General features: G+C 58.5%; 11 protein-coding genes and 2 pseudogenes. 11 read left to right on the top strand and 2 right to left on the bottom strand.

Features of this window, described 5'->3' with window-relative positions:
• Nucleotides 1–323 precede the first annotated feature (323 nt).
• The 5 genes and pseudogenes from OKW26_RS21585 (at nt 324) to OKW26_RS21565 (ending at nt 4787) form a co-directional block, all read left to right on the top strand.
• Nucleotides 324–578, top strand: a complete 255-nt coding sequence (locus tag OKW26_RS21585) for a hypothetical protein (protein ID WP_260321093.1) — start codon at nt 324–326, stop codon at nt 576–578.
• Nucleotides 579–1269: 691 nt separating this feature from the next.
• A complete protein-coding gene (locus tag OKW26_RS21580; RefSeq protein WP_187618616.1) occupies nt 1270–1608 on the top strand; it encodes a P-II family nitrogen regulator in 339 nt (112 codons plus the stop codon).
• Between the two features lie 28 nt (nt 1609–1636).
• Nucleotides 1637–3062 (top strand): annotated as a pseudogene (locus OKW26_RS21575) (ammonium transporter).
• A 51-nt stretch (nt 3063–3113) separates the two neighbouring features.
• Complete coding sequence (locus tag OKW26_RS21570) at nt 3114–3485, top strand: hypothetical protein (protein ID WP_260321070.1); 372 nt, start codon at nt 3114–3116, stop codon at nt 3483–3485.
• A 135-nt stretch (nt 3486–3620) separates the two neighbouring features.
• Nucleotides 3621–4787: a porin gene (locus OKW26_RS21565; protein ID WP_429355109.1), complete on the top strand. Its 1167-nt coding sequence runs from the start codon at nt 3621–3623 to the stop codon at nt 4785–4787.
• Between the two features lie 217 nt (nt 4788–5004).
• Here OKW26_RS21565 and OKW26_RS21560 read toward each other — a convergent pair whose 3' ends face one another.
• Nucleotides 5005–6798, bottom strand: coding sequence for a hypothetical protein (locus OKW26_RS21560; RefSeq protein WP_429355108.1), 1794 nt, complete (start codon nt 6796–6798; stop codon nt 5005–5007).
• A gap of 326 nt (nt 6799–7124) precedes the next feature.
• Nucleotides 7125–8894: pseudogene (locus tag OKW26_RS21555) on the bottom strand (sigma-54-dependent Fis family transcriptional regulator); the annotation flags it as partial.
• 117 nt (nt 8895–9011) lie between these two features.
• Here OKW26_RS21555 and OKW26_RS21550 point away from each other — a divergent pair.
• The 6 genes from OKW26_RS21550 (at nt 9012) to OKW26_RS21525 (ending at nt 16113) form a co-directional block, all read left to right on the top strand.
• Nucleotides 9012–9353, top strand: a complete 342-nt coding sequence (locus OKW26_RS21550; protein ID WP_429355107.1) for a hypothetical protein — start codon at nt 9012–9014, stop codon at nt 9351–9353.
• A 35-nt stretch (nt 9354–9388) separates the two neighbouring features.
• Entirely contained in the window at nt 9389–10192 is an 804-nt protein-coding gene (locus OKW26_RS21545) for an IS5 family transposase (RefSeq protein ID WP_143037180.1), read from the top strand.
• 137 nt (nt 10193–10329) lie between these two features.
• The gene (locus tag OKW26_RS21540) at nt 10330–11952 is read left to right on the top strand and encodes a hypothetical protein (protein WP_429355106.1); all 1623 of its coding nucleotides are present in this window, start codon (nt 10330–10332) and stop codon (nt 11950–11952) included.
• Between the two features lie 4 nt (nt 11953–11956).
• On the top strand, nt 11957–13765 hold the full coding sequence (locus OKW26_RS21535; RefSeq protein WP_429355105.1) for a hypothetical protein: 1809 nt from the start codon (nt 11957–11959) through the stop codon (nt 13763–13765).
• 359 nt (nt 13766–14124) lie between these two features.
• Entirely contained in the window at nt 14125–14604 is a 480-nt protein-coding gene (locus OKW26_RS21530) for a hypothetical protein (RefSeq protein WP_429355104.1), read from the top strand.
• A 48-nt stretch (nt 14605–14652) separates the two neighbouring features.
• On the top strand, nt 14653–16113 hold the full coding sequence (locus tag OKW26_RS21525) for a tyrosine-type recombinase/integrase (protein WP_429355103.1): 1461 nt from the start codon (nt 14653–14655) through the stop codon (nt 16111–16113).
• Nucleotides 16114–16651 lie beyond the last annotated feature (538 nt).

Genomic DNA, 16651 nt, shown 5'->3' with positions numbered 1-16651 from the left:
GTTCCAAAGAAGAATGATGGGCTGCGTGCAGGCGATACGGCAGCAGCGGGAAAAGGCTTCCCGCTCAGCCGCCATGCGCGCGCAGAAACCGGCCAATGCGGACATGCCAAGGTCGCTCTACCGCGACACCCCACGCGTGCCGCAGAACTTCGACAATGCGCAGCCGTTCAAGTACACACCGGACGCGATAAGCGACGATGTGCAGAGCATCGCGGCGCGCGGAGTGAGCGAAGCGCACGAGGCAGAATGCCACGCGCAGTACGAACGAGACATGGACGAATGCACTGCCTATCGGATGGCAATGGGTGGGCAGAGATTCATGGATGTGTGCTCGCAGAGAGCATTTCAGAACCATCAACGATGCAGAAGATATTGAAGGCAACTCCTATACGCTTGACGTTGAAAAGGTGCTGGCGGTTACCACGCGACAGTTTCCTTTAGAACTGCCGGTGGCCGACTACAACAATACGCTGGACGATGAGTTCGCGCGTCGGTTCGGCGGGGCGACGCTCAATCTTCTCGCTCTCTCAAATCCTGAACTCAGGCCGTTCATCAAGATTACCTCGGCTAACGACTGACTTGCTGAGTGGAAGCCCTCGACGGGATCATCGGGGGTGACGAATGCCTCGGGAAGTCAACCGAATGTTAGGTTCACTGAACAGTAGCCGACCCGATCCCGTGGACCGCTCGCGCCGCCTCGACGGCAATTTTCAAGTCGAAGCGGGTACCGCTTCGAAAATAGGCCGGTGTATAGCGTGTTCGGGGCTTTGCGAATGCTACGGAGTCACGGGATCGTGACAACAAACGCAAATCCTGTTTCCCTCCGGGTCGCGGAAGTACGCCCCGTACTTTGCACGTTATTACGGCGGAGTTGCGCTCGACCTCTTGAACGCTCCGCGAGCGTCGGGCGTGCGAGTGGAAACCTGGAAGCTTCGATTAATGAATATGTAATGACAAGCGGCAGAACCGTGCACGCATGCCCCCGATTGGACGGACGACGGGAAAACGCGCTCGCACATGGTGCCTGGGTACATCCAGTCCGTACGCCGAATTCCGCTAAGAAGCCTTCTGACAGGTCAACTGCCCAATCCCGCTCCGTTCCTCACAATATCCATCCGAGCGCCATAGGACCCGAAGCGCGGCTCCTCCGATAACTCCCCGCTCCAGTACCCGCCGTGCAAATGGCATGACAGTTGCTTTGAACGTCTCCGCGCTGAGCCACGGTCATTCGCGGCCAACATCGGGATCGACGGTCAACGGAGAGGCAAATTGAAACTAATCAGTGCGGTCATCAAGCCATTCAAGCTTGATGAGGCTCGAGAAGCCTTGTCATCGCTTGGCGTCTCTGGAATCACGGTTACGGAGGTCAAGGGTTTTGGGCGTCAGAAAGGGCACACCGAACTGTATCGGGGCGCGGAGTACGTCGTCGATTTCCTGCCGAAAGTGAAGATCGAGGTCGCCGTCCCGGACGACATCGTCGATCAGGCTATCGAGGCGATCGAGCGTGCGGCGCGTACCGGAAAGATTGGTGACGGGAAGATCTTCGTGACGTCGATCGAACAGGTGATCCGGATCCGCACCGGCGAGACCGGCGCCGACGCCCTATAAAAAAACACTGGGATAAGAGGAAAGAAAAATGCGCAAACTGTTGATGACGTTTGTTGATGGCCGGCTCATTGCTCGCCGGCGGGCTGGGCTCCGCATTCGCGCAAGACGCCTCGGCGCCCGCGGCCGCCTCCGTGCCGGTCGCGCAAGCGTCCGCGGCTCCAGCGGCACCGGCCGCGGCGGATGCCGCTGCATCGGCACCGGCCGCCCCAACCGCACCGTTCTCGGTCGATTCATCGAAGATCAACTCCGGCGACACCGCGTGGATGCTGACCTCCACCGCGCTCGTGCTGTTCATGACGATCCCGGGTCTCGCGCTGTTCTACGGCGGCATGGTCCGCAAGAAGAACGTGCTCGCGACGCTGATGCAAAGCTTCGCGATCACCTGTGTCGTGACGATCGTCTGGACCGTGGTCGGCTACAGCCTCGCGTTCACGCCGGGCAGCTCGTTCATCGGCGGCTTCTCGCGCGTGTTCATGACGGGCATGAACTACATCAAGGGCGACAAGGCCACGACGCTGACCGTCAGCCACCTCGCGCCGACGATCCCCGAGACGGTCTACTTCGTCTACCAGATGACCTTCGCGATCATCACGCCGGCGCTGATCACCGGTGCGTTCGCGGACCGCATGAAGTTCTCGGCGATGCTGGTGTTCATGACGCTGTGGTCGATCATCGTCTACTCGCCGATCGCGCACATGGTGTGGGAGCCGAGCGGCTGGCTGGCTAGCGCGGGCATCCTCGACTTCGCGGGCGGCACGGTGGTGCACATCAACGCCGGTATCGCGGGCCTGGTCTGCTGTCTGGTGCTCGGCAAGCGCGTCGGCTATGGCAAGGAAGCGATGGCGCCGCACAACCTGACGCTCACGCTGATCGGTGGCGCGATGCTGTGGGTCGGCTGGTTCGGCTTCAACGCGGGTTCGGCCGTGGCAGCGGACGGCCGTGCCGGCTTCGCGATGTTCGCGACGCAGGTGGCGACCGCCGCGGCGGCGCTCGCGTGGATGTTCGCCGAATGGGCAGCCAAGGGCAAGCCGTCGGTGCTCGGTATCGTGTCGGGCGCGGTCGCGGGTCTGGTGGCGATTACGCCGGCGTCGGGCTTCGTCGGCACGCTCGGCGCGCTCGTGATCGGTATCGTCGCGGGTGTGGTCTGCTTCTGGGCGGCCACGTGGCTCAAGCACAAGCTCGGTTACGACGATTCGCTCGACGCGTTCGGCGTGCACTGCGTGGGCGGGATCGTCGGTGCGCTGCTGACCGGCGTGTTCGCGGTCAAGGACATCGGCGGCGCGGACGGTGACGTGATGCTGCAACTCAAGGGTGTCGCGACGACGCTGATCTACAGCGGGGTGGTCTCGTTTGTTCTGCTCAAGGCAATCGACGCAGTGATGGGGTTGCGTGTCGCCGAGGAAGAAGAGCGCGAAGGACTGGACCTGGTGCTGCATGGCGAGGCGGTCGAATAACGGTTGCGCCGCGGATGGAGCGGGTACGACGGTCACTTTCCGTTCGCGGGGGTGGCCGCCGGTACTGCCGAAGCTCGCCCGGACGAGCGAGGAGGTCGTGCCGGGTTCGAGCAACCGGATTTCCGCCAGCCGATGAAAAAGAATAATCAGCAGCATGTCGTCGTACTGGTTGTTCTCATATCGCAAATCGCCTTTTTGGCAATGTTCGCATTCGCCGAACCTGTCGTCAGGCATAACAGATGGCTCGCCGCAGGATTCGGATTCGACTTTTTATTCGGGCTGATTCTGTCGGTCGGCTTTGTCGGGATGTGGCGCACGCGCGCCGTCGATTCAGATTTTCTCGGATTTCTTCTGGCCAATCCGGTTGATCTGGCGATCGTGATTGCGACCGCCGGTCAGCTAGTGGCCATTCTGCTTGTTTGATGCGCTTGGAAAGCACATTTCGATTTAGAAGCAGATCGGCGCGAGCTGACCATCCCAGGTGGAATGTCCCGGGATGGAACTCCAATTAAGAAAAAGCTGTTCTATTTTTCTGTAATCGCAAATGGGGCATAAGACATGAAAAAAACCTTGCTGGCAATTGGGGTCCTCGGCGCATTTTCGGTTTCCGCGTATGCGCAAAACAGCGTGACCCTGTACGGTCTTATCGACACGGGACTCATCTATACCAACAACCAGGCCGGTCATAGCAATTGGCAAATGGCGACCAGCTCCACGCAGAATACGGTGTTTGGCCTCAAGGGTACCGAAGATCTGGGAGGTGGTGTTCGTACGATCTTCAAACTCGAGCAGGGCTTCAATCTAAACAACGGTAGCCAGGCCTTTCCGGGTGACGCCTTCGGTTCTCAGGCCTGGGTCGGGTTGCAAAGCGACAATCTCGGCACCGTGACGTTGGGCCGCCAGTTCGATGTGCTGAACGACCAGCTCGGACCGATCACCGCGGGGAGCAACACGTGGGGTGGCAACCTCGCCGCACACCCGTTCGAGAACGACAACCTGGCGGCTGATTCGGTGGTCGTCAACAACTCGGTCAAGTATGTGAGCCCGACCTATGCCGGCGTGACGTTCGAAGGCATGTATTCGTTCAGCAACAAGGCGGGAGGATTCGCTGACAATCGCGCGTACGGCTTTAGCGTAGGTTATGCGCAGGGCCCGGTGAATCTTGCTGGCGGGTACCTGCAGTTCAATAACGCAGGCGGTGGCGTATCGGCCACGAATCCGAATGGGGCAATCGCGCAGGGCGACGGCAGCGCGAACTTCATCGCGGAGCGCCAGCGTATCTGGGGCGCCGGCGGCAATTACACGTTCGGCCCCGCAACTGTCGGATTCGTGTGGAGCCATACTCAGATCGACAACATGGCGGGCGTCATCTCGCTGGGCCTCGGCAGCTATCTGCCGCTTGGCGGTAATCTGCGATTGGACAATTACGAGTTGAACGCACACTACTCGGTGACGTCTGCGTGGAGCGTATCCGGTGCCTATACGTTCACTGACGGTGCTTACAACCAGGGGGCCACGAAGGCCTCTCCAAAATGGAATTCGGTCATGCTGCAGACCGACTATTCGTTGAGCAAGCGTACCGACGTGTACCTGGAAGGGGTCTATCAGCATGTTCATGACGCGCCGGCGGATTCCGTGCTCGCAGATGCGATGATCAATACCCTCTCGCCATCGTCGACGGGCACGCAGGTCGCGGTCACCGTGGGACTGCGACACCAGTTCTGATCTTCTGATTGCACGAATCGTGCGCTGTAGCGATGCGGCTGTGGGCATAACTTGATGCGCGGACACAGCCGCGTTGCAACAGAGGTCGCCTGACTCGCAACTCGTCGCCCCGGGCTAGGAGACCTATCGCGGTCTCGGCCGGGACGGGTTATCCGTCAACGTCTCACGCAGGTCGGATCGACCGTAGGCAGCGCGCGGACTCAGCGAGTGCGGACGCTCAGCTATCGGGATGGCTCGCGACAAAACTCGCGAACGCATTGTACGGAAGCCCAAGCGCCGTGCCGTTGATCATCAGACCGTAAGTTGCGTCCCCGCTATCGAGCTCGTAATACATGGCCGATTGAATGTTCTTCGTCTTTCTCGCCTGATAGTAAGTGAGCAGGCTCGACGTGATGTAGTTGGCCCGGTACGCCTCGGTCTTCTCCGGTCCTGTGTTCCATTCCGAGATCACGAAGGGGACGCCATATCGGGCCTTGCAATAGGTGGGCAAATCGAAGCCCGGGCCGGACCCGTCGGAGCCGATATCGAAGATGTCGCCGTACACCTCGTAGTTGTGCCACGTAGTCAAGTCCCACCTGACGGTCGGATGGCCGCTCGTGCCATCGGGCTGCTTGCCATCCCACAGAGCGTCGGATGCGCCGGTGTCCGCGACGCAAAAGTTGACGCCGCATTTAGCATCCGCCTGCACCGACTTGACCCCGTCGATCATGCCGCGCATCACGCCGCGCATCAGCGGCCAGTTCGCATTGTTGAAGTCGACGACGCTCGTTCCTGCGTTGGTGGAGTCGAGGATGATCCCGTTCGCGCGCGTCAGTTCGTTGCCGCATTCATACAGGGTCACGCCGTGGGGTTGCAACGCCGTCGCGACAGTTACCGCGCAATTGAAGCCGCGTGTGTAGGCGGTCGATTCGCTCGTGAACAGGTTGCCGTTACCGTCGTAGATGCCGGCATCGATCAGCACGAAAAGGGTCAAGCCCGCTGGCTGGAATGCTTGTGCCAACGCCACGACCGCGGCGAGTTGCGGTGCGTAGTCGGTACAGCTGAGCCGGTACGTCGAGCAGCCCAGGGCTTGCATGATCGACACGAGTTGCGATGTGGAATACAAATAATCGTAATGCCCGTTGATACCGTGAAACGAGCCGGCCGGCGCCGCGGTCGCGATGCGCGGATCGTTGCACGGCAACCATTCATCCGCATCGGCGCACACGTAGAACTGACCGCCGGTCGATTGTGCCCAGAACTTGCCGCCGTACCACAGCAGAAGCGCAGCATTCGACATCGTGCCGACGGCACTCCGATTGCGGTACACGACACCGTTCACGACGGTCCATATCGTGCCGACCTTGTCGATCAGATACGACGCGGGCGGGATCATGGTGCCGTCGGCGGAGGTGCCGCCCAAACGTGGGTCATTGCACGACTGCCATCCCGAACCATTCCATCCGTAAAATTGGCCGCCGGTTCCCTCGTGATAGATCGTACCCCCGTACCAGAGTATCAACGAGACGTTGTAGGTGTTGCCCGCCGCGACACCGTTCCTGTAGACAGATCCGCCGACCAGGGTCCACGACGCGTTCTGACTGTCGATAATCACCGTCGCCGGGGGGATGGTCGTGTTCTGTGGCGAAGCGTTCGATGTGTTGCCGGGTGACCCCGAGTTCGGGTCCGATGGAGCGCCAGAACTGTCGCCCGAGGTCGAGCCGGACGTACCGGTGGAGGCCGTTCCAGTCGAGGCGGTCGGCGACGAGCCGTTCGCCACCGTCGTCGTGCCGCCAGTCGAAGTCGTAATGCCGGAACTGGTCGTGCCCGTCGAGGTCGCGATACCGGAGGTTGCCGTGCCCGTAGAGGGTGCCGCCGTCGTGCTCGACGGGTTCGTGGAATTGCCCGTGGAAGAGCCGCCGGCATCCGCAGTACCGCTATCACCACCACCACCACCACCGCCGCACGCGCTCAATACGACGCTTCCGCCGAGCGCAGTGAGACAACCAAGAAATTGACGTCGCGCAATCATGACAATAGCGCGAGCTGCCGCGAGGCGGCCCGCAAGGAATCCGGAGAGAAGTTGGGGAGTCCTTCGGGTCGCGAGTGCGTCGCGTGAGCCGTTCAGGACATTCGATGCGCGGTCGTGGGTGGTCTCGCGTTGCGACCGATCACTGAGTCCGGCAAGTCATGCCTGTCTGTCGGCACAAACTGCGCATGGGAGCAGGGTTGTGCCGAAATAAAATCTTTTCGCTCGCGATAGACGAACCGCGAAAAGATTTCACTCTGCGGGTGAGGGCGTGGGAATCGGACGCTGTCTGCACAGCGGCAGACTCAGACGGGCGATCGCAATGCCGCTTATGTGCGATGCGGCCCGACGATGCCCAGCCGCGCGATGCGCCGGTACAGCGTCGCGCGCGATATGCCTAATGCCAGCGCGGCCGCGTTAGGCCGCCACTGGCAACGCGTGAGTGCCGCGACGATCCGTGCCCGCTCGTCGTCGGCGCTGGCCGGCGACGTTGAGTTCGCCGCGAGCGCCGGCGTGACGGCGGGCGCGAGTTGCGCCGCGAAGTCCGGCGATACGTGCCGCAACTCGACGCGAGCCGAATCGCAGACCGCGCACGCATATCGCAGCACGTTGCGCAGTTGCCGGATGTTGCCGGGCCACGAAAAAGCGGCAAGACGCCCGGCGAATTGCGGATCGAGCATCAGCACATGCGTGGCCGCCTGGGCTTCCTCGTTGAACACCGTATCGATCACATCGCGGATATCGGTGCGCTCGCGCAGCGGCGGTATCCGCAGCGTCGCGCCGCTCAGGCGATAGTAGAGATCTTCGCGGAACGATCCAGCTTCGACCATCTGCATCGGATCGCGGTGCGTCGCGCAGATCACGTCGATATCGACGCGCACCGGCGTATCGCCGCCAAGCGGCACCACTTCGCCCTCGGCGAGTACACGCAGCAGGCGTGTTTGCAGGCCGAGCGGCATGTCGCCGATTTCGTCGAGAAACAGCGTGCCGCCATGCGCGAGGGCGATCTTGCCGCGCGCGCCGCGACTGCGCGCGCCGGTGAACGCGCCAGGCGCATAACCGAACAGCTCGCTCTCGATCAGCGGCTCCGGAATCGCGCCGCAATTCACGGCGACGAACGGCCGCGTGCGCCGCGAACCCGAGTCGTGCACCGCGCGCGCGAACACCTCCTTGCCGACGCCGGTTTCGCCGAGCAGCAGAACCGGGAGCCGCTTGCCGGCGATCCGCAATGCGACTTGCGCGTTGCGCGCGATCCGTTCGTCCGAGCTGTGCAAAAAGCGGCTCATCGCGCCGATGCTGCTGTCCGCATGCGGATCGGCCGGCCGTGTCGCGAGGAGCGGGCGAGCCGCGCGTCTCATCGGCGCGCGAATGCGGGCATACAGCATCGCGCCGGTCGCGCGCAGCCGCAGCGCCACGATCATGTCGGTGCGCGCGACGTCGTGCAGACGGACCTCGGACGTGTCGAATATCTCGTCGATGTGACGCGGCCCGTCGAGCCCCGCGATGCTCTCGTGCGCCTTGCGGTTCGCGGCGGCGATGTTGCCGCATTCGTCGAATGCGATCAGTGCTTCGGGCTGTGCTTCGACGAAATGGCGGCTTTGATGGCCGAACAGGATCCAGTGCTGCGCGGTCTGATTCAGAAAGTAGCCATCCTCGATCAAACTCGCGCTTTGCCGCACCAGCTGAAAAACCAGCCCTTGGCTGTCGCGGTTGTCGGGCGATCGAATCGCCGATGCATCGAGCACGCCGATCAATTCGCCGGTCGGCGCGAAGATCGGCGAAGCGCTGCACGTGAGCGTCGTGAACGCGGCCCGGAAGTGATCGGTCTTGTGCACGGTGATCGGCGCGAGATCGGTGAGTACGTTCGCGATGCCGCAGGTGCCTTCTTCGCGCTCGGACCAGCACGAGCCGATATACAGCCCCGCATGCTTGAAATCGTTGCGCCGGTCGCGGTCGATCCGATAGTCGATCGTGACGCCGTGCGCGTCGGACAGCATCACGCAATAGTCGGCGACACGAATCATTTCGTGCAGCCGCGTCAGGCACTGGCCCGAGGCGCGCAGAAAGGCTTCCTCCTTGCCCTGGACTTCGCGCAGTTCGCGAGGGTTTTCCAGACTAAAAAAATGTCAAAACGAATCATTGAATGCCATCAAACAAGAACTATAGTCAAGTTAGGATTGCATGGACACGATAGTTGATCCTCGGATATTGACACGATGGGCAAGATCGATCTTGTTCTTGAAGATGGCGAATTGTTCGCGGCTTACCGAAAGGGAAACGGCGCACTGACCCGAAAGAACCTATCGGTTTATTTGCCGATTTATGAAAACTGTAGCCAGTTACTTCATTCGATGTGCCGCTTTGTAGCGCGCTTAAGTCGGCGCAGCGCGCCTGGGTATTTGCATGTGATCGTCGAATTAGGCAAAACGCTGCGTCGTTTGGCGGTCGAAAGCTTGCCGTGCTGCGAAGCCGAGTGGCAGGCGCTCGTACTGAACATATGCAGAGACGTTATCGTCAATCCCGTCTCAAGAGCTTCGCTCTATTCTAGAGCGTGTTAGGCACTTTCTGTCAGACCTGGTAACCTGGCGGGATGATAGAACGCAAGCCATACCCGACAGATGTTTCGGACGAGGAATGGAGCTTCGCCGCTCCGTATCTGACCTTGATGAACGAAGATGCACCGCAGCGCCGATACGAACTGCGCGAAATGTTCAACGCGCTTCGCTGGATGGCGCGCGCGGGTGCATCGTGGCGCATGCTGCCGACCAACTTTCCGCCGTGGGAAATGGTCTACCAGCAAACGCAGCGCTGGCTGAACGCGGGTTGTTTCGAGGCGATGGTCAACGATTTGCGCTCGGTGCTGCGCGTGGCGCAACAGCGTCAGGGCCAGCCCAGTGCGGTCATTCTGGATGGACGCACATTGCAGTCCACGTGTGAAAGCGGGCCGCGTGCGGGCTACGACGGTTACAAGCGCAAGCGGGGCAGCAAGGTTCACATGGCTGTCGACACGCTGGGGATGCTGCTCGCGGTGCACATTACGCCGGCCAACGAGCAGGAGCGCGCGCAGGTGGCCGAGCTTGCGCGTCAGGTTCAGCACGTCACCGGTCAGACGGTGAAACTTGCGTTTGCTGACCAGGGCTATACGGGCGACACTGCTGCACAGGCCGCACGTGATGAAGGCATTGAACTGCAGGTCATCAAGCTGCCTGAGGCGAAGAAGGGCTTCGTGCTGCTGCCCCGCCGCTGGGTGGTCGAGCGCAGTTTCGGCTGGCTCAACCGCTTCCGGCGGTTGGCACGCGACTACGAGCGCCTGCCCGAAACCCTGGCAGGCCTGCACTTCGTCGTCTTCGCCATGCTTATGCTCGTTCATGCTGCACCGATTATGAAAAGTGCCTAACACGCTCTAGGGCCGGGATTGTGCTGCCGAAGCTTGAACAATTACTGTCGCATGTTCAAACAGAGGATTTAATTCCGGCTGGCGTAAGGCTTCCTGGCGCGGGGAGGCTGTACGGCAAGATATGTAAGGAATCGACGGTGGGCCAGGTTATCGGCCAAAAGCGGCCGATTATCGTCCGAAATTACGATTCGAAGCTTTTGTGTAGCATTTCACTCTCCCGCACTGACGCAAATTATCTGGATGAAATCTGCCGCGAGTTGGCCGCCCGGCGTGTTGTGTTGAGAGAGGTTCTGCTGAGCTACTGGGAGTCATTAAGAGCGCATGTCAGTTATGGACAAGCGCTCATGGCTACGGTGGACAAACGCCAATTGCTTAAGCGACTTGCTAAGTATGAGAGATCCATTTCAGGTCTCTCCAAGTTCGACAAGAACGCGATCGCTTTCTGCACTCCAGATACAGAAGCGCATCTCGCCGAATTTTTGGTAATCGTTCACCATCGCTTCGGCGGACTGCCTTCGATTGAGCAGTCCCGCAAGGACAAAAGCATCCCCACAACCATTAAATCAACGTTTCAGCTTCCTACACCGCCGGAGTTGAGGTTGCCCGGCGAATGGCGGGGCAGGGCCGGTGCGTACAGGACTCAGATTCGCTGGATGCTCGGACGGCTGTTGCCGCGCGATATAGCTGTACTGTCCGCGTTGTTGATCATGGAGTCGCCGAAATTCACGCCTGAAGCGATAACGTCGGCAAAGCTTTTTGATGAAAACGGTCAACGATTCGTTGAATTCACGGATTCGGGTGAGCGATTTTCGGTGGCGAAGCACCGGGCGAAGTCAGTCAAGACGGCGACACTGAGCATACTTAGTCGCGCCATCATCAAGTTCGCATCCGAGTGCTCTCCCGATATTCGCAGCCAGTTGCGCGCCGCCGGCTCGCCTATAGCAGACCTGATGTTTATTCCATGTGTCAGCAGGGGCGGCGGCGTGGCGGTACAGCCGGCGCACGAACCAATCGTCACTTTTCTCTCGGGGTTAGGCGGGGAATCCGTGAAGCCGTGGCTGGGCGACGTATTTCCCAAACTCGTCGACGCAGGCTTGACACGCGGCACGGTCAGTTTCAGCAGGATACGTAATACCGAGGGGGTTTTGGAGTGGTATCGGACCGGGAGCATCGGCGACATGTCGCGCAAGCTTGGCAATACAGATCGCACATGCATCGATCACTATCTGCCGCCGGCGCTTCTGCAGGCGTGGAACACCCGGCTGATTAGGAGGTTCCAGAACCTGTGGATTTGCGTTTCCGCAGCGAGCGAAGACTGGTTGCTCGAGGTGACAGACTTTTCGACGGTCGAGGAACTGCACGCTTTTATCAATGACATGCTTGTCCAGCACGATAGGTTTAGCTCACCGCTGGCTGCCCAACTGCATGAGCGGTTTGGTGGAGAAAAACTTCATGCAAATATGGCCGGGTCCGGCAGCGAAAAGACGTGGCTTGCCGTCGCGATCTCAAAAAATTCGTTAGCGGCGCTTTACTTGTATCTCGATATTTCTCTGACGCTTGAGCTAACGGACGACGTGCTGAATTACGAGGATAATGTCACGCACACCACGCCGAGGCAGTTCATCGATCTGGCTCTCCTCCTGAGCCAACGGCTTCCGAACGAAAACAATCCAATATTTGTACAACTACATAATGAAGCACGGCAGATTGCGAGGTCATTGGTGACCAAAGTGCGTTGGCGGACCATCCTATTCAGGTAAGCTCATGGAGACTGTACACCTTGAATTGCCTCAGTTCTATAGTTCGGCGCATCGGGAAATCGCAACGAGCCTGCTTGCGGCCATCGATCAAACCAACCGTCCATATTCTTCCGATTGGACCGCTCCTTGGCTGCTGACGTCGATCAAGTCGCCGGACTGGATTGTCGGTGACGATGATAGCTGGCTTGGGGATGATGGCGTTTGGCACGAAGCAAGCGTGTACCACTGGGCGTATCGGCTTCCGGATGGAACGTGTCTAACTGATGACGCTAACGAGCGAATGCTAATCGCTGCACAGCGGGTTGCCTTCCTGTGGCGTACTCTTCCAGACGGTCTTTGCACGACAAGTTCCGTGTTGCTAGGCTGTCTTTATGGTCTATCCGTGTTTATCAGATGGCTATATCTGCATGCCCCGGTCTTCGCTCCTGCAGAGCACGTCTTCCAGCGAGTTGATCACGCATCGTTATGTGATTTTGCGACCAGGTTTGTGACCGGCGGCGTTCCTTGGGTGCTCGATTATCCGCAGCAGGTTTTGGTGAGATGGTTTGATCGTTCCCTCGGCATGAAGCCACCTCGAAGCATACTCAACAATCCGTTCAGTGTGAGCCCAGAGTATAAGAAAGCGATTGCCGGCTGGCTGATGGGCGTAGGTTACTATCGTCCCGCGGTGAGAGATGGGGAAATGTACATTGATCGACGGAGACTTGCGGATGAGATGCACTTTGAGTTGAACTCGATTAAGTCGCATGCGCGATTTTCCGCGTTCTTACGACAGTTTGAACCGACTGTTAAAAGTTCTTTGCTAAAAGGACGGGAGACGCGTAGGGAATTCCCGTCACACAGAACGCCGCTATTGTCGGAAGCGTCGAGGATGGGTACACAGGCCGAGAGCAATTACAGCAGGATGCTGACGGGTTTATTCCAGTTGCGAACCCATTTGCCGAGTATCATCCCCGATACGACGAATTTCCGATTCGGCGAAATTTCGCGAATTTTTCAGCGCGGTAATGCACCCACGCATACCCCTTGGATACCACTAAATATCGCACTCAAGCTGACCCAGGAAGCGCTGAGGTGGGTATTTGTTTATGGTAGTGACCTAGTCGAGGCTTACCTTGACACATGTCAGAAACTGATTTTGCAAGGCTATTTTCATACCGGGAACCTATGGCGGGCGGGTATTCCTAGACGAGAACGTTTTGTTAGAGGTCTTGTCTTTTCGAACTCTCTCGTTCCTATCAGGATCGATGGATGGGCGACAAAGACCATTAGTTCCAATGATGCCCCGGCGTTCGCGGAATTTCGACGTGCACCTGGCCTCAATGATGCGCTTGCAGTGCTCGTCGGGGCGGTGATAGTTTTGCTAAGTTTTCTGAAACCAATTCGCGTGTGCGAGATCCGTGACCTAGCACGTGACTGTGTGATGTATGCCGAAGGCGACGGCTACTGGCTCAGCCAGCGGGCTGCAAAGAAGCTCCTTGCCGGAAAACGTCCCACGGACGAGCGGCCGATTCCGCGGATAGTATGCGTAGCCCTGTCGTTGATGGATCGGCTAGGCGAGGGGCTACGAAAGATGACGGGCGATTGCCCTGAAGCGCTGCGAGGCAGGCTTTTCTATCTGCCCGACCGTGATGTCTCTGATGCGCTATACGTCGGGCCGTTAACGCCCGCGCGTGAAAGGAGCTATCTGGATCGATTTTGCGATTGGGGTCAACTTGCCGTGCGACAAGTATGGACGGCGCTGGTATGTTCGCACTCACGAGTGCAGGAAGAGCTTTCTTATCACGTTCTTCTGGTGCTTTCGCTACGCTAGCCTTGATGCGGCGAGATGGATAGCGGGCCACCGCGACTCTCGAGATGTTTACGCCTATATCGAGGCGAACTTCCCTGGAATGGAAATGCCGAACATCGAGTCACAATACGCCTCAGAGCAATTGTGGCTTCATGAACATGGGTCTGAAGTCGAGGTCGACAATGTAGAAGATCTATACCGTGATGTCTGCAGGCACTTTCGGGTCCGTTCGATCAGTCTCCTGGAGGAGAGTGAATTGAATAGTTGGCTGGAGCTTGCGTTTTCCCGTAAAAGCTATCAGATCGAGCCATACTCTGTGCGGGTCGACGGTCAGATCGCGGACACTCGGATCTGCTTTCGGATCGACACAAGGAGCGATGATGCGTGAAGTATCAGAAAGTGGCGTTCTCGCGCGCCTCACCCTACTTGAACGGGTACTCGACGCGCCGCGTCGAACGGACGAGGCGGTGATACAGGCATGCGGTACGCAACGAGGTCTGGCAGCCTTAACGCTGCCGGACGAGAAGATTAGGCCCATGTCGTTGAACTGCATGAAATCAGTCGCCGCATTTGCTATTGAGGATGGTGGATGGCCCCGGCTTGACCGATTGCGGCGCACGGTCCACACGATGCGAAAACAAGGCACGAGGAAGAATCGGATGGGTAAGGATAGTAAAGAACGTCGAACAGAGACTGAACTTCTTGCGGAGGCAGATCGAGGTCGCCTTCGATTGGCTAGGGCTTATACCGAATTGCTCGCGCTTGCTGACAAGTATGTGAAGGACGAAGGACGAGAACCGTTCGCGCGACATCAGGCCACCTGGCGTGAACAACTCGGCATGTCAGTCGTCGAGAGCTAGTCGAAGATGGAAACATGCCAACTTTTTCGCGTCGTCAGGGATGTATGGATGCCCGATGTCACGGTGCGAGATGCGGCGACGGCAAGCTATCAGCCATCCACACAGATCCACCAGGCCGTGCTAGCGGTTTGCTGGCCGGATGGCCGTCCGTGTTTTCAGGTGGAGATGTTCCTGCTTGACGTGGCGAGCCGCTATACGGTGCGGCGACTGGATGGCGGCTCGCTGCGCGTACTTGCATCGCAACTTAGTCTTCTTGTACGGTTTTGCTGGAAGAAGCGTTTGCAATTATGGTCGATGGACGACGGGCACATGCGGGAAGCTGTTGCAGGCCTGCAATCGGAGAGTCATCCGCGCCGGCCGGGCAAGCAGCGAAGGAACAGTAACACCGTCAATCAAATCATTGCGACATGGGTCGCCTTCTTTATGTGGTTGCAGACGCAACCGGGCTACCCTCCACGCATCGTCGGTCTCATAGAGGAACAACCACAGATTCAACTGGTGTGGAGGCGAAGTATCGATCGCTTCGGTCGCGTAAGGCAGGTGCTGCGCTACCGCTACGGACCTGCTTCCAGTACTCCGGAAGAAGTAAAAGGACCTATTTCAAGGGTGCTAAAGCAGCGGCTGTGGGAGGGGAGCGCGCGCATGTCCGACCCGTTAACGAAGGACGAGCGCTACCGGCACCGGTTTGATTCTGAGAAAGAATTTTTGGCTGAATGTGAATATCTCCTCAAGCGGCGACAATTAATACTGGATCTTTTGGAGTGTACTGGGGCACGGCCAGGCGAATTAGTTCGCTTGACCGCCCTCGCGCATCGCCGATGTTCGGAAAATCGACACATAGTGCTGACGACACTCAAACGCAGGAAACTGATCGACCCTCAGCGCAGCGTGCCTGCGGATGCAGGGACAGCAGTCCGTGTGGAACTTTTCATACACAAATATCGGCAACCTTTGCTTGCAAGGCTTCGTCGTCAGGGGCTAAAGCCTGAACCAAAAAATCATCTGTTCCTTACGGTAAAGGGAAGCCCCATGACGGAGGCCGCTCTCGAAAGGGAGTTTCGTAGAATCGTAGAGTACGCGGGGCTTGAAGATGAGCGCGCGTGTATGTCGATGTTTCGTCACCGTTACATAACGAACATGGTAAAGCTGCACCTTCTAGCGTTCCTTGAGAACAATCCCGACAAGCGCCGATTTTCGATGCAGTTGCAGGACTACCGTGGCATTCTCAAGAGCGTCGCAACTCTGACCGGACATGGAGATGAGTTAAGCCTTTTGAGATACATTGATTTGGGATGGGAGGAACTCGGCGTATTTGATTACGTGCCCGCTGCGCGAACTCTCATCAACGCAGTTGAACAGGGGATGAACCGGCTTGCTGGGTTGGCGACAGCCCTCCGACCCCGACGAGACCGAGTCGATTCATCAGCGCTCCGCTCCATGTTGGAAGAACTCGAGTCAATTCGCCGAGAGGTTAGTGACGCTTTGGATGCAGTCACGTCCACCTGTTGAATGGCCCGTTGTTAGCGGCAGTTAAGCTGGTCGTTGATATTTGTGTGGGCAATGTTGTCACTGCTTGTGTTGCGGCGTGTATTGGACTCTCTGCAGACAAGATGGAAGGTCCAGCGTGCCTGCGTCACAACCGTGAGACACATGCGATTCAGAAATCGAAACGTACACCATGGGCGGGCATTGAAGTCAACGCCAAAGGAATGGTGCCTCCGGATGATTGTCCAAAGGGACGCTTCGATTTTGTTGCAAATCGTTGACACCCATTAGCGGGCCCGGTGTCAAGTGAGCGAAGAATACCGTCGACTGCCGGAGCAGCCGATTCCAATTTCGCTGACCGTATGCAGTAGCCGAACGCACCCGTTTCTTCGATTCATGGCTGCGACGGATCGCGCCAGACACCCATCAGGTTCAAGCGATCGGCGTACATCGGCTGCCTGTCGCCCTGGTGGCTCTGCCACCCCAGAAGAACTTTGGTGCCGCAACGCGTCCATCGGATTCGCACAATACTCGTGGTTGCCAGACGTCCTGCACCAATCCA

The sequence above is a fragment of the Paraburkholderia sp. 32 genome, assembly GCF_050435345.1.
GTDB lineage: Bacteria > Pseudomonadota > Gammaproteobacteria > Burkholderiales > Burkholderiaceae > Paraburkholderia > Paraburkholderia tuberum.
The sequence above is the reverse complement of the archived record's forward strand: the minus strand, read 5'-3'. Positions and strand labels throughout refer to the sequence as shown.